Source organism: Pedobacter africanus, assembly GCF_900176535.1.
GTDB classification, from domain to species: Bacteria; Bacteroidota; Bacteroidia; order Sphingobacteriales; family Sphingobacteriaceae; genus Pedobacter; species Pedobacter africanus.
In genome coordinates, this window is record NZ_FWXT01000001.1 from 569,014 (window position 1) to 588,081 (window position 19,068).

Here is a 19,068-nt window from a genome sequence, read left to right on the forward strand (position 1 = left end):
ATTTTACTTTTTAAATTTCACATCAGCAGGGGTCTTAATTTCCTGGTCAAATTCATACCCTGTCTCTATCCCTTTAAATTGTGCCCGCACCCCCCGTGTCATCCAAATGGGTGCCAGTGCCCCTTTTAAGTAATGGTCAAAAAATTGGGTAGCGCGAATAGTTAGGTCCCGGCAATCTTCTGGCGTATCGGTAGAATGCCCGCCATGGTCATATTGTAACAACCATGCTCTTTTACCCATACGTCGCATAGCTACAAACAACTCAACCGCCTGTTCAAAGGGAACGCCGCTATCATCCTTGCAATGAAACATCAATAGCGGACTGGTCACCTCAGCCACATGCAGTATGGGGTTATCAAGGTATTTCTCATTATTCAACCAAATGTCAGCGCCTTTTTCCCCACTATAATAAGAAACCCCCAAGCGACTCATGCCATCATCTTTGGCCAGCTGTAAGGCAGAACTTACCCAGTCAGTCACCCCAGCTCCCATAAAGGCAGCGGCAAAACGCTTGCTATGGGTCAAAATATAACTGGTCAAACCGCCGCCCATGCTGTGTCCCGCTATTCCCATTTTTGTACTATCTACATAAGCTTGTCCAGCCAGCCAGTTTGCCGCGCCTTCCACAGCATTCAACGCCGCCTCTCCATAAGGAATCTTTTTCTCCTTCATTCCCGGATTTCCATCCGCCCCCTTATTGAAATAAATATCTGGCAAAAACACTAGGTAACCCCTGCTCACAAACCAAGGGATATTGATATAGCCACTAACTGTGTAATCATTAACAGGATATTGGTTCAGACACATCGAAAACTGATCATAGTAATGTATCAATACCGGATATTTCTTAGCTGGATCAAAATTCTCAGGCTTGTACAATATTCCTTTGCTTGCGCTTCCATCCTGCTGTTTAAAATTCACCAGTTCAGAATTTAACCAATTGTAATCTTTATGAGGATTTAAATTGGTTAAAGCCTTAAAAGTTTTTAATCCCTGTGAAACATAAAAGTTAGGCGCTTCGGTAGTGGACTGCCTTACCACTAACCACATGTCTGCGTCCCTGGCTTTTATGGGTCTGCGTCCTCTAGAATAACGGCCCCAAAAGGTTCCACCATATTCCAACCGCTCTAAATCAAACATGTAAGGCCCTATAGCTAAACATTCGGCACCTTTATGCCTTCCTAAATTTAAAGCGTAAAAACCATTGTCTTTGTTCTCCATATTCACAGCTGTCAGGATCAGCCGATCATAGGCATTATAAAACATTTTCTTGTCACCAAACTCATCAGGTGTAATTTCAAAACGGATCTTATCCTTGCGGCCATTGGTTAAATTTACCGGCTCCTTTTTTCCGCTTATATCCAATTGCCAGATGTCATAATGATCATATACCAATAAGCACTTACCATTATCTAACCAACCAACAATTCCACGGGGTAATCCCGCCTGTTTGCCTGTGCCATCAAACTCAATCTCCCCACCAAAATAGACAGCAGCCTTTGCGGACAGATCTGTATACTTCTCCGATCTCATATCGTAACGAAGGTATTGACCTGTTATACGGTCATAACACAGCAGCCAAGTCCCATCTGGTGCAAATCGAGTCAACATAATCCCCTTCTTTAATCGAATTCGTTTGCCATCCAGGAGGGACACTATATGCACTTCTGGTACAGCCCAATCCTCCCAGAACCTGTCTGTCATTACCCGCCTTTCTATTATGCCGTATTCCCTTATCCCTTCTAAATACAAGGTCTCATGTTCTCCTGATAAATTGCTAATCTGCCCCCTCTCTTCAGAAGGCATCGAAAATTTATAAATGATCTCACCTTGCCACTTGCTCAAACGATGATCGCCTCCTGCCAGCTGTGCTGACATCAAAAAAGTATCCTGGTAATTCCACACATTTACCTGTACGGCGCCTACCCGTGCTTTCCGACCATCGACCACGGATTTCCGCATAGAAACAATGATATAACGGCCGTCATCTGTAAACGTCGGAACGCCGCTTAATGTCAGCTCTTTTATCTTATTTTCCAGATCAGAAGGCTTTTTTTGAACTGCCAGATTCATTCCTTTTTTATAATACCAGATCGAACTATTATTACCTCTTGACGATTGAGTTTGTAGTATAAAAATCAGTTGCTGAGCAGCTTTATCAAAATTCTTACCGATCACCATCTCATCTTTATTACCTTTCCATATTGTGGTTACTTTTCCATTAGCAGCATCTATCCATTGCAATCTTTTTTTAGCTCCTTCCTCAGTTTGTAAAATCAGTACCCGTTTGCTTTCATCGAAACTATAGGCCGTAACATGAACATAACTGTTCAGCTTGCCATTTGCCAAATTTATGACAGCCAGCTCTTTATCCGCGTTGTCCAATTTGCAGCTAAACCATTTATTCCCCATGGAAAATACAGGATTATTAGCCCTGTTAAACTGATATTCCTTACCGGTTAGCAGATTTCTCAACAACAGCTTTTTGTCCATTAACAGAATCCCAAGCCATTCATTGCGGTTATCATTATGGGGCAATTGATAACTGGCTACTCCTGTGATTACTTTTATTGCTTTTCCGTTCAAAGGCAAATAACAAAGGCTGTCACCAGTTTGGTAAATGTAATAACGGTTATCTCCTGAAAAGAAACCAGGCTTCATCCCCTTCAATTTATGCTTCCATTTACCCTCAATGGATTGTACGATCGTATAGTCTTTAAGTCCATTGATCACATAACTGCAATAACGCCCATTCCTGCTGATCGCAGAAAATTCGCCAATCTGATCCACTGGTGTAATTAGCGTATTCATGCTCATCGCAGGCTTACCACTTACTGCAATAGCTTTAAATAAATATTCCTCGCCATTCTGTGCAATGCCATTAAGTGAATAAACAAGCATCACCAAAAAACAGGTTACATGCCTAATCAAATTAATACGCTTTATCATATTTTTAGTTATTTGTGTGTTTATCAATACAGTTATTCCTAATCATGGCCAGGTCTTTTCCCCCGTTCTCATCTTCGTCAGCACTTCTTTGAAATTCTCAATATCTGTCTGATACTTATATTTTTCAGCCAATCGCAAAGCTTTTTCTTCCCATACCATCGCCTTATCCTTCTCGCCGGCCTTATACAACAAATTGGCATAGGTATCTATATGACTAGGGTCTAATGGTGTTCTTTTTATTACTTCATGCATCCATTTGGCTGCTTTGGCTAGCAGCGCTTTATCAGTAATCCGCTCGAACAACTGCCAGCAATTCATATTGATATCTGAGTAAATCGCCAAACCAATCGAACTCAGCGTGTCTATCCCGTACTTATCCAGTTTCTGCAGGTAGGTATTATAATAATTCGGATAATTGTAATGTTGTTCATACCAGGCTAATTTCGCATTCAACAGGCCCCTTTCGGCATAAGGTTTGGGATACTTCTGCAGGATTTTTTGATACAATCCAGGCCAATCCGCTTCAGCCTTATCTGTTGGTGCGGCAACACCATTCAAGTAAACCGGTGTAGCCACGTTGCTTAGTTTTAAAAAAGGACTTATAATTTCCCTAAACACCACCCTGTTTACCATTCTATCAGCAAATCCAGGTGAACCTGCCGCCTTGTCCGCTTTTTTGCCATCAGGGTAAAAAATAGCAAACAGCTTTGCGTCGCTTTTAAGCTCTACAGCATTCAAAAATTCCATATTCGCCTTGGTATACAACTTCTTATCGCTTGCTTTTTCCAGGTATTGTAAATAATCCTGTATCAGTAATTTTTCAAATGCTTCCTTACCCAATTCTTTTGCCGATCGCATCATGTACAAGATTTTGCTGTAATCCTTTTTACCCTTTTTGTAATCTGCCTCCAACTCATCGAATTCGATGTAAGGATCAACATAGGCCTGCCCAGGTTTTAAAGCTGCTACAGCTTCGGCAATAAAAGCTTGCGGGGTTCTGTAGCCAATGGTTTTGTGTACTACCTTTCCATCCGGGCTTAGAAAAATAAAAGTAGGCAGTGATAGTACCCGGTATGCTTTATTGATCTCTTTGGCATCATCATACCATTTTTGTACTTCCGGGTTGTCAGCTTTAGTCTGATCTGTCTGTACCTTTACGGCAATAAATGCTGCATTGATAAAGTTACCGACACTGTCATTTACGTACACTGTTTTATCCATTTCTTTGCAGGGCCCGCACCAGGTGGCAAATACATCCAGGAAAATATATTTATTCTCCTTTTTCGCTTTTTCTTTTACCTGTGTCCAGCTTAGGCCAGTTGTCCATTGAATACCTTCCTTCATGGTCAACTTAGGTTTTGTTGCGCTGACTATCACGGGCAAAAGCAACAGGCATAACATGGCCTGTCCTATCCCAGGATTTTTCATTATAAGTTTCATTTGTGTGTTATTTAGTTGATTGATTAATTGTGCAATACAAAGGTTAAACCGGGCTCCGGCGAGCCTCCTAATATTCCTCCCAGTACCAGCGTTACCTTGTTAAACCCGGTTACAATGTAGGGGTACAGCGTAAACGTAGCGATGATTTCATTAGTCACGGCATTTCTGACCTCAAAATTGTAGGTAGGATCAGTCCCCGATTTTGTAAATGCTTTAAATTCACTAATCTGTTTGTAACCAATATTCAAAAATTCATTTACCGCAGGGGACGAAGCCAACGTAACGTTAATGGCCGGCCCACCCGGAGACAGGTTCAGAAAACGCACCCGGATGTTGTTGTCCTGCTTGGTATAAGTTTCGTGCACCAGCAGGCTGCTTACGGCATCGGGTGTACCACCCAAGAATAAAGAGTAAGACTGACCGGCATCCATTACCACCTGGTTGTTGCCGTGATAATAGGGCCGCAAAGAATCGGTTACTGGGTAAATATACAGGTCTTGTTTGCCTGGTAAAACGGAAAGAAAAGAAAAACCATTGTTTAAAAAAGTATAAGAAGGTACACCACGTAATTTAACATCTGTACCTCCTGTAACCGCATTAACAATATTGAGGGAAGCTAACGGAGTACTAACAACCCCTTCCTTTTTGCAGGAAATCAACAGCATGTTCAGCAGCAGGAGTATGGTGAATGTTTGTTTCATAACTTAATATTTTATGAGTTGAATTCTTATGATTTAAAGGACTGTATCAGTAGCCCTGGTTTTGGAGCAGGTTCTTAGCCTTGTTCAGATCGGACTGTGGCAAAGGAAAGAGTTGCTGGTAAGATTTCCATGCAACAAGGCCTTTGGATTTGATTGGGGTAACAACCGACATCACCGCATCAATAGTACCGGTACGCTTCAGGTCAAACCAGCGTTGTCCTAATTCCGTAAACAGTTCCACCTGCCTTTCGTGAAGAATAGCGGACAGTAAAGTATTTTTGTCGTTCGCTGTTAAGGTGCCGTCTGCCAATCCGGCTCTCCTTCGTATCGCCAGTAAATCCTCTCGCGCTCCTGCTATGTTGTTCAATTGAGCCCTGGCTTCTGCACGGATCAAATATTGTTCTCCTAGGCGCAGCATCATCTGATATTCTGTCATAGCGGCAGCACCCGTTATATTTAAATTGCCCAGGTTAATTTTATACTTATAAGAATAATGATAAATCGTTCCGGCTACATTAACCGCTCCAATCCAATTACCCAAATCTTTGCGCTGATCATTAGTTTCAAAACTGGCTAACAACTGTGAACTCAAAAAAACAGGATTTCTAGAATCAGTAGTTGGTCCACTAGCACGAATTATGAAAGTGCGCGCATCTTCCGTATTAAAGAAAGAAGTAGTAGGCTGCACCTGCCAAATCGCTTCCTTGCTATTTTTTAGAAATACTTCATTCAGGGCTGGCAAGCTAAATAAGAAACTATTGTTAATAACAGCAGTTGCTTCCTGTTCTGCATTTGCGTTATCCCTGGTATACAGGTATGCCCTGGCCAGTAAAGCCTGCGCAGCCCATTGCGTAGGTCTTACGCGTTCATTACTTGTTTTCAGCAAACTTTCATCAGGATAATTATCAGCCAATAAATCCCGTGCTTCTTTCAAATCACTAATGATCTGCTCGTATACCTTAGCCTGAGGAACACGGCTCAGTAGCATATTCACTTTATAATCGGTAGTCATGGCCATTGGCAGATCCCCATACAGGTTTACCAGGTAGAAATAAAAAAAAGCACGCATAAATTTGGCCTCTCCCAGTAATTGTTTGCGAACAGCGGGAGTCAATGCATCAGCAGCGGGCTCATTCAACCCTTCAATTGCGGCATTACATCGGAACACAAAATTGTATAACGGGCTCCAGTACTCATTACCTGATCCCTGAGCAGCCAAAATGTTGGTATAATAAGCAACATAGTTAGCCCCTGTAGTGTATGAAGTTAATTCATCCGCCGATAAGCCCAGCATTAAACTTAACCCCCTGGTGCCTACAAAACATCCGGCATTATCAATTCCTTTACCCACATCACTATATAGGCCGCTAAGCACAGCGATTGCAGTCTGGTCACTGGTAAAAACATTAGCTGAAGAGATCACATTTACTGGAGCCGGTACTTCTATAAACTTTTTGCAGGAGCAAAGCAATAAGATTGCTAACAGCCATCCATATCTATATATCTTTTTCATTGTTTTTTCTTTTTATTAAACATTCTGATAAACAATTATAATCCTACCGTAAAACCAACGGTCCACATTTGAAGAGGCGGTAAGGTTGTAGAATTCTGCGTTTCCGGGTCCAGGCCGGTATAATTTGTAATGGTAGCCAGGTTTTGCCCCCTGAAATAAATACCGGCATTTTGTATCCGGGCCGATTTCAGCCATTTTTCTGGAATTTGCCAGGACAGTGACACGTTTTTTAAGCGTATGTAGGAGGCATCATAGGAAAACCAAGCATCAGTTTCAGTAACGGGTAATATCCCACCAGTAGCAAATCTTTGGATCAGATTATTATCACCAGGCTTCTGCCAGCGGTTCAGCACAGTAACCGGCTGATTACTGTATTGGGTAACAAATGCACCGGGTAGATTGTCTGATCCATTCCAAAAAAACAGCTCCCGCGGCCCTTTTTGCCTTACAAACTGAAAAAGTAAATCGAGAGAAAACCCTTTGTAATTAAGTGTATTGCCAATACCACCGTAGAACCTGGGTTGTGTTGAAATAAGAATATTTCTATCTGCGTCTTGCGAAAGGCCTACTGGTTGATTATTTTCATTTGCAATGGAATAATAGCCCGAATTGGGATCAATTCCTAGAAAACGGGCATAAGGACGGGCACCCAGCGGTTGACCGATAATCACCCCATCCAGGCCTTTTGCATAACTGCTTTCTTCAATACCGGGAAAAGCAATCAGCTTATTACGTGGAATCGTTAAATTCGCGTTTATTGTCCAGGCAAAATCCTTCGTCTTGACAGTATTTGTCACAAGAGAAAATTCCCAGCTGGTATTTTGTACTGTAGCCGGAAAATTTTGTAAAAGTGAGTAGGAGCCAGTTACACTTGGCAATAGGTATTGGATCAATTGGTTTGAACTGCGGTTGCGGGCATAAGTTAAATTAAGTAAAACCCGGCCTTTAAAAGCCCCTAGATCAAGTCCACTCTGCATCTTTCGCGTTTCTTCCCATTGCAGATTAGGATTATTTAATCCGGAACTGGCAAGAACTGCGCTATTTTGGTAAGGAAGCCTAGACTGCGGTGTATAGTAGTTATTAAGGTATTGGTAATTCCCGATCTGATCACTTCCTGTAGTACCATAACTGGCTCTCAGCTTACCAAAACTCAGAAAAGGTAAAACATTCCCAATGATTTTTTCTTCTGTGAAGATCCAACCAGCGCCCGCACTCCAAAAATTGTGAAATAGGTTATTCTCCCCAAATCTGCTGCTGCCATCGCGCCTTATGTTTAAATTAATTACGTATTTCTGATCGTAAGTTGCATTCAGTCTTCCAAATACAGCACTATATTGGTAAATCGTATTATCGTATCCGGCACGAACGTTTGTCGCCGATCGAATGCTTTTAACTAGAAGGTCGCTGGTAAAACCATATGCTTGAGTAAAATTTTGTTCCGCCTTATTTTTCTGAAAAGTACCGCCTGCCAGCGCATCTATTGCTATTTTTCCAATTAGCTTAGCATAAGTTAATTGCGGCTCCGCTATCCAGGAAAAGGAACCCAGATTATTAAAAGATGAGTAGCGCTGATCGCTTGTCCTGTCTTCAGGAGGATAACGTTCGGCCGAAGTGCTTAAAAAAGAATTCCCCTGAATATTGTTGTAGCCAAAACTACCTTTTACGGTCAATCCAGGCAAAATCACATAACCAACCTGAGCGTTACTGTTTAAAGATTTTACTGCATGTTCATATGCTCTGTATGCGGTTTCGGTTAGAGGATTATCAAAGGTTGAAGATCCTGAAGCATTGGGAGCCCAGTTCAAAGTACCATCCTCATTATACAGTGGAGGTGCATTGGGTGCAAGAAAAAGCGCAGCTTTTGTCAGATCCGTGCCCGGAACCCCATTCCCATTTACCGCATAACTACCTGTTAAGCTAAATTTAAACCGCTGATTTGCTGAACTTGTATTCAGGTTAAAATGTAGGTTCCCCGTTTTACTGGCAAAATCGCCCGGAAAAACGGTTCCACTCTTATTGAATGTTGCACCAACCAGGTATTGAACATACTCTGTCCCTCCGGATACGGAAGCATTGATGTTGCTGTACTGAGCAGTACCCCCAATCAATTCTTTCTGCCAGTTGGTGTACCTGGTAGTGTCCCAAACCCGGAGGTCATAATTCGGGAAATCGTTAATATTCAGTCCATCATTTTTTATTCCTTCATAACGCATTTCCAGGTATTGCCGGGTATTCAGCATTTCTACCTCATGGCCCACCCTGCCCCAGCCTTGCTGGACACCTACATCTATTTTAATTTTACCAGGTTTCCCCTTTTTTGTAGTAATCAGTAGAGCACCATTGGCTGCACGGCTACCATATATGGCCGTTGCATCCGCATCTTTTAAAATTGAGATAGATTCGATATCAGATGGATTAATAAAATTAATCGGGCTATTAACCGGATTCAGCGGAGATCCTCCATTCAATGGATCAAAAGAATCCATATTCGATCCAAGCAGTTCAAAAGCTAAAGGAACTCCGTCCACCACAATCAAAGGATCACTCCCTCTGCCAATACTATTTTGCCCTTGTATCCTTACTTTAAAAGCCCCATTGGCCAATCCAGTACTTTGGGTTACAACTAATCCCGGTACTCTGCCTTGCAAGGCAAATAAAGGATTTTGCACCGGTTGCTGTTCAATCTCTTTTGCGGTTATCATCGTCACATTACCCACGCTCAAGCGTTTGGTCTGCGTACCATAAGCAATAATCTGTACCTGGTCTAAAGGATTTTCTGAAAGCAAAAGCGTAATGCTACCCATGTTTTGTTTTGCAGGTAATTCTTTAGTCACATAACCAGTATAGGATATCACCAGCACAGCATCATCCTTCACATTCTCTATCAAAAACCTACCCTGTGCATCCGTCATCGCCGCACCCTTTCCATCTTTCACCTTTACCGTTGCTCCCGGCAAAGGAGCACCCTTCTCATCCACAACCCGACCAGTAATATCAATAAGATTTCTCCTATCGTTCGAAATGACGGATGCAATTTTGTCCAGAAAGGAAGGCTCTTTTTCTTTAATCAGTATGTTCTTATCTACAATGGAATATTCCTGTCCCGGTGTATCCAGTATGCTTTTGAGTACCTCTGTAAGGTCTGAGTTTTTAAAATTTACGTTAAGTTTCCGGCCTGCATCTATCTGATCTGGTGAGTACAGTACATTATAGCCTGTTTGCAGCTTTATCGCCTTAAATATTTCGCTCAGGCTGGCACCCTGCTTACTAAAGGTAAGCTTTTGTGCAAAGCTGGAGGCACTAACCTGCAGCAGGCAGGTGGTCATTATGATTACAACAAGCTTCATAATCAGTATTATTTTCTTCGGGAGCCCACTTTTAAATAAAGCATCCCTGTTAAAAGCAGATAATTTCATACTTTTGTGGTTTGGGTTAATACGTTAAACACTACTCAAATTGTTTCATTAGGTTGGCCCAAATATGGCGTAGAGGTGTTAGAGCACTTCTACGCTTTTTTATTAAGCTCCCTTTCTTTCCCTGGTTTTAACTCCGCTGTCGTAAAATGTTTTGCATCAGTTTTTTGGTTTAGTTTTTACTCTGTTAATTATCCGAAAGCGTTATTTACTTTTCGAGAGCATTAACAGCTATAATGATGGGATTGGTTAGGCCCCGATGATCCTATTTGCTAACTACTACTTGCTGTCCTTCTATTTTAAATTTAACCCCCGCTGTATATTCAAGGGCTTTTAATAAAGCCGATAGGTTATCATACCGTGTTACCGAACCGCTTAGTTTTTTGTTTTTCAATTCTGGTTCCTGATAAGCAACAGTTACATTATACCATCGGGCAACCTGCCGCATCACCTCATCCATTGTGGTATTGCTATAAGTAAAGAGACCGTTTTTCCAGGCCACAGCAAGTTCCACATCAACTTCCTTCACTTTTATCCCCGCGCTACCCGTGACAAGGGATTGCTGGCCAGGTTTGAGGGTTATTGCGTTAAGATCCTTCGCATCCGCTCTGGATGACAATACAGGAGTAACCCGCACACTACCCTCTAACAACGTAGTCCTTATTCCACTCTCGTCTGTATAAGCATTCACATTAAAATGTGTACCCAATACTTCCAAACTTTGCCCTGCAGTTTCTACAACAAAAGGCCGTGTTTTATCCTTCGCCACTTCAAAATATGCTTCGCCACTTAGTTTAACCCTTCGCACAGCCCCACGCTCTTTTAAGGCAGCGCTATAGGTTAAACTTGAAGCAGCGTTTAGCCATACATGGGTACCATCAGGAAGTGTAACCTGGTACGTTCCGCCACGCGGGGTAACAAGGGTTTGCTCACCGGCAGTGTTTAGCGCATTAATTTTAGTCCCATCGTTATAGGCCAGTTCTTTATCAGTTATGGTTATTCCGGTTTTGGCATCGCTTAAGCTTATGGTTTTGCCATTGCTGGTTAAAGTGGCATGGTTACCACCAGGGGCAATGTCATTTAGGTCCTTCGCATTCGCTCTGGATGACAGGGAGGTGTCAGGATTACGTGATGTATAAAACCAGATGCCGAAAGCAATTGCAGCTACTGCCGCGGCTGCGCCAATATAGTGTGGCCATAGCCTCGCTTTTTTTACAGGAGCACCAGCCTCTGAAAGTGGCGCTAAATTGGCCTCCAACTCTGCCTTAACCTGTGCCAATTCCTGCTCAGAAAGTAACGGCTTGTTTCCGGCATAAAAAATCTGGGCCTCAAGCAACTCCAGTTCGGCTGCCGAACACTCACCTTTACGATAGCGGTTTAAAAGTTCTTCTAGTTCAATGCGGTTCATTTTCATCCCTAATTAAATACAAGTCGATTTAAGGTTAAGTTAGTTCTCAAAAAAAGTTAAATAATTGTTATAAATATTTCTGAAGGCACCCCGGGCTACAAAAACAGCATAAGAAATACAGCTCCCAATTTGCCTTTCAATATTTTTAAGGCCCTGTTCATATTGGTTCTAACAGTAGCTTCGGGCAGCCCCAGATGTTCGGCAATTTCTTTCCGGCTCATGTTGTTTTTGCGCGCCAGCTCAAATACCAGGCGCATTTTTTCGGGCAGGGCCGCAATCTCCTGTGCTATTAGCGCCTCCAGGTCATGCTTTCGCACCAAATGGTCGGTGCTATCGGCCGGGGTCTGTGTAGGCTCGTTGTAGTGGTCAAGGTAGCGCTGTACTACTTTTTGGTGCTTGTACCGATCAAATACTTTATTTTTTACCGCAATAAAAATAAATCCCCTGAAATTCTTTTCGATGTCCAGATCTGAACGTTTTGTCCATAAGTCTGTAAAAAAATCCTGCACAACATCGCGGGCATCATCCCTGTCGTACAAGTTCCTGTAAGCAAATGAAACCAGCAGTTCGGCATAACGGTTAAACAGTTCACCAAAAGCAAGCTTGTCACTTTCTTTTACAAAAGCAACCAGTTCTTCGTCCCTATATCCGCTGTAATCAGCCATGGCATTTGTTCCCATATCAATTTACGAATTATAAATGTAAAACTATGTATGTTGAAACAAATAAACCACAACTTACGAAGTGACAATCAGGCACTTTGGTATAAAAACAGGCTTCAAAGCTATCGGAAAGCGGTAAATTATTTTCTTTTTACAAGAAAAATTATTTCTATGAATTTTTTTGGTTTGGTCATTATTATTCTACCCTAACGTTCTCCTTAACCCTTTTCACAAATTCAGGAGCCGGTTTAAATTTAGGCGCAACATGAGCTGGCACATTTACCAGCGTATTTGTAGAAATGTTACGGGCTGTTTTTGCTGCCCGCTTTTTGGGCTCAAAACTGCCAAAACCTCTTATATAAATGGTCTCCCCGGCGGTTACAGATTCTTTAACAACTTTAAAAAAGCGCTCTACGATTTCTAGAACATCGGCTCTTTCTATTCCGGTTTTGCCGGCAATCTGCTCAACAATTTCTGCTTTGGTCATTATGGTTTTAGTTTGGTTTAATAATTGGTTTTGTTGTTGCAAGGGGTAGCCAGATTAATTGCTAAACACTTCCGTTTTGCTTTGCATACAGCTGGTTGGCATTTAAAAAGATTAGATCAGCGTAAGCTTGTAGGTATAATTTTGATTGCCCCTTTTCCTGCGCATGGTTCAGCAAAATAGCCAGCTCGTTCATTTCACTCCGTAAGGCTTCGGTTAAAAGCATACTGATTTGGCCCCGAACTGTGTTGCTTACCAGTGCATGGTTATGCAGATCAGGATAACGCTCCAGATAGTCCACCGCAAAATGCTGGTTAAATTCCAGTACCCATCCGTCCCCTGCAAATTTATCTTCTTCAAATACTGATCCGGCCGGAACGAAAACAAGTTCATCGCCAGCTGTAAACCATAGCAAACGGTTCCATTCATTAGTTGAGAGCGTGGTATTGTGGTTAGCCCTATCGAACCGGCCAATACTTACGCTTAAGTCATTTTCCATACAATTGCAGGCAAGCACCTGCGCTACAGTTATTTGTTTATATTAAGTTAGGCTGCGAAGGTATTTAAATATCAGTTACCGCGCTTCATATTTTAAAAAACATTTCAAATTTTGTGGATGGCGCGGGTTTAGATGTTTATGGCCTTAGTTATTACGGCCGGGCCGCCATAATGGTTTTATACTTAACGCAGTTATCGGGCCCCAGGCTGAATTTAAAAATAAAGCTATGCGCATCATGCTGTATTTCACTTAAAAAGCTGGCAAATACCGGTTCCAGCACTGCAATAAAGTTATCGCAGTACTTTTGAAAATCAACTATGATGAATTTAAACTGGTACTGGGGCTTAAGTTCATTAAGGTTGATATAAATTTCAGAATTCCTGATCTGTAAAAACTTCGATTTTCGGTCTATGTTTTCCCTTAGCCTTGCATTCAGCCTGATAAAGTTCTGCAGTTTTTCGTGCAGTAATGCGGTTACATCATTGTAATCATTTTGCCAATAAGGCCTTTCTGATGTTATTGCCCGGTAGTTTCTTTGGTAGCCCATAATTGTGTTTTAATCCCCTTTGCAAAGCTAGGTTATTGAGATATTTATTTGCAAATAAAATGCTAAAATTATTAGTGTTTAATCAGTGGTTTTAGCACTTTTGTTTTAAGCGTAAATGCTTTAAACAGAACTTATTATTTACTCAAAAAACTGAAATATGTACCAAACAATTGAATTTTCTACCAGCTATGTTAACGAACCTGAAAATATTTATTACAGCCGCAAGCCTGCCCCGCGCAGATATATGCCCGGCAACAGTTATAACACTTATTGCATGGTAAAAGAAGCTATTGCTTTTAGGCAGGGCTACTGGTTAATGATACTGGTGCATTGGCACATACTGAAAAGCTGGGCAATGATTTGGAAGGCTTTGGTGATATAGGTGTTATTTTGCGCACTGCGCTAGAGCATCAGTGTTTGAATATAGTGCTGGTAAATTTCGTTGATGATTATTATCAGGCCAACCGCAAGGATGTAACTTATAATATCAATTTGATTGCTGCTGCCGCTGGCATCAGCATGGTTCTGGTAGATCATATAGTTATGGAACCGGATGGATATTACAGTTATAGGGATAACGGGTTGTTGAATTATTTTGGGAAACTGACGAAAATAAAAAACCGCAGGAATTGACACCTGCGGTTAACCTAAATTTTTTATCCATTTTGCAATGCCGCATCCACGCACATCGCATTAAAAAATGTATTCCAGTCCTCGTACAAAGGCCTTCCTACTGAGATCAAACTAGCCAAATCTTTTGAAAATTACCCTGCTGAACGAGTAAACACCCATGCCAGGAAATAGATTTGGTTGATACTTGAGCGGCAAAATTCATTATTTGCCATCAATTGAACACACACTTTTAGCATTTCCGCAAATATTGCGGTAGAGATCAAATTCCTCAAAACTAAATTCTGTTTAGAGCGCATATCTGCTGTTATAAACCAAATAAAGTTTTTACTGGGATATCTTTTGGATCGAAGCCTTGGTAGTCTACAGGACTAAATAGGGACAGGTAAATATCAAATCAAGGTCTGATTAAAGTCTGCTTCGAAACTTATTGGGATAAAAGGTACTTTTCCCCTTCAAACCTTAAGGAATCCTAGATCAGTCCTTAATTTGCCCAATAGTTGGTATTTGGTTGGCTGCAACCAAAACTATAAGAGAATTGACTATGATTCACTATATTAGAAACCCATACAACATATAACCAACTCATTAAACGTTCATCACCAAATGATTTTATTAATCGATAACTGCTCTTTACTTCAGCTGGTCAATTCTCAGGGATATGGAAAATTTTTACTAGACCTGACTGACCATATTAACAATGGCAATATAACATTGATTACACATGAATTGCTGATTGAGGAATGGGATAAACATAAACTGAAGGACAAAACACGAAAAGAAAAAATTCTAAGGAAAAAATTAGGAACAACTGATGATGCTGCACAAGGTACTACCCAAGCTTTGGAAAGAATTGACGTCATACATCTAGACAAACAAATTGCTCAAATTGATGAATTATTAAAAAAAGCAGAGGTCTTACGCACACCACAAGTAATTACAAATGAATTTTCCGATCGATATCGGCGTAGGCTAGCACCGTTCCATAAAAAGCTTGATGGTCAAAACGATTGGGAAATTATTGGAACAGCATGTATCTATTGTGAACAATATAACAGAGCTCAATTATATTTTATTTCATCAAACTATAGCGACTTTGCTGATCCCGGCCAACCACTCAATAAAATTCATGATGATCTTCAAGGCCGTTTCCAAAAAGTAAAAATCAATTATTTTCAACTCTTTGCTGATTTTTTTCAAGAGCTTAATTTTTCCATTGATCGGCATAATCTAATCCCTGGAAATATCACCAAAAACGAAAAATTTTCCTTCAAATCTTCAATGAAGAAAAATGTTCTGGATAGTTTATATTATTTGTTTCACGATCTATATGCAGAAATTTCATTTATACCAGTACATCTGCTTAAAAACTATTATCCTTTCCGAGAATCTGAGAATATCCATCCATATTATAGTTTATTTGCCCTATATGAGATTAACAGCAAACTCATAACCCTTTTCGAGCAGATTAAGATCGACACTACCCACAACGATTATAAGATTGTTAACCATGCATATTTTAATGGGGTTGAAAATCATAAAGAAAAGCTAGATTTTGTACTACAAAAACTAACCAACAACCTCATATTTAATCTGGAAGGAAACCTCCGTGATAATTTTAGCAGGGTAAAGGTTTATTATGCTAAACAGGAATTCTGTACCTGCGCGAAATGTTCCTACTCCAGGTTCGATTTTATGTCAGTACTAAAAAGGCTGGAAGTAGCGCCAAAAAATCTTGACGAAAAATTTAAACATGCCTACATCCAGTATCAATTAAAAAACTATAAGGCAACTTATAATCTTTTATTAGAAATTCGAGATGAGGCCTACGTCAGTAAAAAGTATATTCAGTATTTCATATCTCAGCATAACCTTAGCCATCTGGGGGTTTTCTTATCGAGCCCATTCTACGGAAGGATGATGTCAGACCAAGATAAGAAGTCATTAAAACTTATAGACCCAATTGAAGAGTGTGTAAAATTGAAATCACTTACAGATTATGATTTACTTCATTACATTGCGAAAGGTGATTTTTTTAGCTGGGCTTTTCAGGACATTTCTAATGCAACAGAACAAATTGTGCAACATTATAGAAGCCAACTGTTGGGAGGCTGGAGTTCGAACAATTTTGTATGGAAATTAATAGAGTCTTTTACCAATCTCGAATTCTTTATCGGCAACAATTTTATAATGTACGAACATTATTCAAATTTTGATGAGTTATTTAATTTCGTAACTAAAGGAATTTTGGCATCTCATGCAATGAATTTGGAACAGGAGGGAGCGTACCGTGAATTCGACAATACATGGATAAAGAAGTTTATATTTTATGGAAGTACAAAAACTATTCTTAAATACTTCGGAAAATTTGAGCTTAGACAATTAAAATATGACAAAAAGAGCCCAGGAATTAACTTTATTGACCTGGCGAAGAACTTATTAAACAACAAGAGGGGCTTTCAGAAGGAATTTGAAAAGGTTGCAGACGAAGACAATGATTTTTTAGGAACAACGCTTGATAAGTATGTCGAAAATTTGATCACGATGGCAGGCTTAATTGAATTGGAGAATAAAGATGTCAATCAATTTGCCAATATTTTACTGCGATTCATAAAAGCTAATCATATTGATCATATTACACAAAATGCAATTACACAATTTGTGGCTAGAAAAAGCAGTGCTTTTACGCAGCGACTGTTAACTAAATATATTACCCTCTATAATGGATCAAAACTCAAGGGCAATACAGTTCTTGCCTTTTTACTTTCTAATTTGACCGAAAAACCTGCAGAAATAATAATTCCTGATATGGTTGCAGGATGTTTGGACAGAAATAAAAAGGGCAACGAACCAATTGATTATGAACTATTATTTCAATTACATAAGATGGCCGATGCCGACGAAAGGATTAGCATTTCCAATATGATTAACCAGCATTTAGAAAGTCATTTCAATATGCGGTTATATCACGTCAGTGTGATAAGTGAATTCATTCCTTTCGACGAAAAAATGTTATTTAAACGCTTGTCAAAAATTGACACTACTCGAAAAAATCCCACTAACAGGCTCTTTTTTAAAGAAAAAGATTACAGAAATGTTGATTTAGACGCGTTAATTAATATTTGCTTTAAGTTTAACATCAACACCCGCACAAAGCGATTTCAAAAATTCTCGGAGAAACATGATTACTACAAATGGCTCTTAAATATGGACCAATTCGATTATAATCACTTCGATATTGATTGGCCGAGCAGTTACCGCACGTTTTATTATTTCAGGGAAATGGCTAAATCCAAAAATTTAATTTCACACTTTATTGACTATATGGAAACCAATAGCAACCCGCTCCTTCAAGATACTTTTGTTAAAATTAATATGCATAAAAACAGGCCAAAATAGATTAATCAAAATGACCCCAACTGTCTTAAAAAAAACCGGCGGCGGCATGACTTCCTCCTGTACCATCTAAGCATCCGTTTTCACATCTTGAAATAATTAGGCAACCGGAACGTTCAAAACGTTTATCTCAACCGATTGCCTTGCAAATTTTAATATTTACAGATGAATAAATAGTGGCTATTTGCCGTTTACACTTAACTTATTCCCATAAATCTCAATTAGCTTTTTGTCCAGGTATGAACCATGTGCATTTCGGTCAACAATGGTTCCGTCCGGAGCGATAAGTAAATAAAAAGGAATTGCCCAATAAGCATATGCCTTCACTGCATCTTCATTTTTGAAATCAAATGGATGTTTTGGATAAGCAAGATTCTGGTATGGTAAGTTCTCTTCCTGCATGGCCTTTGGCCATCTATCTTTGTGGTTATCGACAGAGATAGCAATGATTTCCAGTCCTTCCGGATGGTACCTCTTATAGGTATCTTTTACGTAAGGAAACTCTTTGCGGCAAGGTGCACACCACGGCCCCCAGAAATCAAGCAGCACATATTTGCCCTTCCCAACATAATCAGAAAGCTTCACTTGCTTGTAACCGGCATCTACCAAATCCAAATCAGTAAACTTTTTGCCTACAGCATATTTTTTTGTTTCATTGGCAATTGCTGCTGTACTCTTAAAATATTGAGTAGCTTTAATTGCTGAAGAAAAAACAGCCAGCAAATCGTCTATTTCTGCTGTAGTGAACATGCCTTCGTTAGAGGACATGATTGCTTCTCTGAATGCATAAACCGAGATGGGGTTATCCTGATACTTGTTCACAAATTTTTTGACAAAGTCCTTTATCAAAAAATCTATTGAATCGATCTGTTTTATGGCTGATAGTCCTTCAGACACAGGAGCATTAGGTCTTTTGGCCAGATAGGCTTTGTAAGGAGCTTCAAATGTCTTTTTTGCGTTCAATAAACTCATCATTTTCTGGATATACTCCATGTACCCCGCATTCACGCGGGAACCTGTAACATGCACTTTACTAAAATCATAGCCAAAAGTTTTAAGCGCTGTCAGCGGGATGCTATCAAGTACTGCTTCAATTCGAATTGTTTCGTTACTCAGGAACAGTGGCACATATGGCCTGCCGATCCATACCAGATTTTCTTTGAAATTACTTCGGTCAGCTGTCTGATAAATTTTGACCGCAAAAGGCCCAGGCCTTTCCACGGTTCCTTTAAACTGGAACTTACCACCCCTAATTATAGTGCTATCCACAAGTTTCCTACCTCCTTCGTTCCCCCCGCTTAATAAGTGAACAGTTCTACCTTCAACATTACCAGATATAACGCCATCTATTTGATACCGATCCTGCGCATTCACTGTTGCGCAACCTAAGAGCGTTAACAATAAAAATACTTTAATATGCTTCATT

At 40.2% G+C, this 19,068-nt stretch carries 13 protein-coding genes; 2 read left to right on the forward strand and 11 right to left on the reverse strand.

The window, feature by feature from the left end:
* Positions 1-3: 3 nt before the first annotated feature.
* The 10 genes from B9A91_RS02095 to B9A91_RS02140 form a co-directional block, all read right to left on the reverse strand.
* Positions 4-2,901 (reverse strand): alpha/beta hydrolase family protein, encoded by a 2,898-nt coding sequence (locus B9A91_RS02095; RefSeq protein ID WP_235012558.1) that lies wholly within the window; start codon positions 2,899-2,901, stop codon positions 4-6.
* A 90-nt stretch (positions 2,902-2,991) separates the two neighbouring features.
* Positions 2,992-4,389 (reverse strand): DUF255 domain-containing protein, encoded by a 1,398-nt coding sequence (locus B9A91_RS02100; RefSeq protein WP_084236768.1) that lies wholly within the window; start codon positions 4,387-4,389, stop codon positions 2,992-2,994.
* Between the two features lie 23 nt (positions 4,390-4,412).
* On the reverse strand, positions 4,413-5,090 hold the full coding sequence (locus tag B9A91_RS02105) for a DUF4397 domain-containing protein (RefSeq protein ID WP_084236769.1): 678 nt from the start codon (positions 5,088-5,090) through the stop codon (positions 4,413-4,415).
* Between the two features lie 46 nt (positions 5,091-5,136).
* Positions 5,137-6,603, reverse strand: coding sequence for a RagB/SusD family nutrient uptake outer membrane protein (locus tag B9A91_RS02110; RefSeq protein WP_084236770.1), 1,467 nt, complete (start codon positions 6,601-6,603; stop codon positions 5,137-5,139).
* A gap of 35 nt (positions 6,604-6,638) precedes the next feature.
* Entirely contained in the window at positions 6,639-9,950 is a 3,312-nt protein-coding gene (locus B9A91_RS02115; protein WP_159451613.1) for a SusC/RagA family TonB-linked outer membrane protein, read from the reverse strand.
* Between the two features lie 331 nt (positions 9,951-10,281).
* Entirely contained in the window at positions 10,282-11,424 is a 1,143-nt protein-coding gene (locus B9A91_RS02120) for a FecR family protein (RefSeq protein ID WP_159451614.1), read from the reverse strand.
* 95 nt (positions 11,425-11,519) lie between these two features.
* Entirely contained in the window at positions 11,520-12,104 is a 585-nt protein-coding gene (locus B9A91_RS02125) for an RNA polymerase sigma factor (RefSeq protein ID WP_084236773.1), read from the reverse strand.
* Positions 12,105-12,282: 178 nt separating this feature from the next.
* Positions 12,283-12,573, reverse strand: coding sequence for an HU family DNA-binding protein (locus B9A91_RS02130; protein ID WP_084236774.1), 291 nt, complete (start codon positions 12,571-12,573; stop codon positions 12,283-12,285).
* Between the two features lie 61 nt (positions 12,574-12,634).
* A complete protein-coding gene (locus tag B9A91_RS02135; protein ID WP_084236775.1) occupies positions 12,635-13,069 on the reverse strand; it encodes a hypothetical protein in 435 nt (144 codons plus the stop codon).
* Positions 13,070-13,220: 151 nt separating this feature from the next.
* Positions 13,221-13,616, reverse strand: coding sequence for a hypothetical protein (locus B9A91_RS02140; protein WP_084236776.1), 396 nt, complete (start codon positions 13,614-13,616; stop codon positions 13,221-13,223).
* A gap of 330 nt (positions 13,617-13,946) precedes the next feature.
* Between B9A91_RS02140 and B9A91_RS02150 the strand changes: the two genes are divergently transcribed.
* Positions 13,947-14,249: a JAB domain-containing protein gene (locus tag B9A91_RS02150; protein ID WP_159451615.1), complete on the forward strand. Its 303-nt coding sequence runs from the start codon at positions 13,947-13,949 to the stop codon at positions 14,247-14,249.
* A gap of 603 nt (positions 14,250-14,852) precedes the next feature.
* A complete protein-coding gene (locus B9A91_RS02155) occupies positions 14,853-17,645 on the forward strand; it encodes a PIN domain-containing protein (protein ID WP_084236779.1) in 2,793 nt (930 codons plus the stop codon).
* Between the two features lie 177 nt (positions 17,646-17,822).
* Here B9A91_RS02155 and B9A91_RS02160 read toward each other — a convergent pair whose 3' ends face one another.
* Positions 17,823-19,067 carry a TlpA disulfide reductase family protein gene (locus B9A91_RS02160; protein ID WP_084236780.1) on the reverse strand — a complete coding sequence of 415 codons (1,245 nt, stop codon included), beginning with the start codon at positions 19,065-19,067 and terminating at the stop codon, positions 17,823-17,825.
* Position 19,068 lies beyond the last annotated feature (1 nt).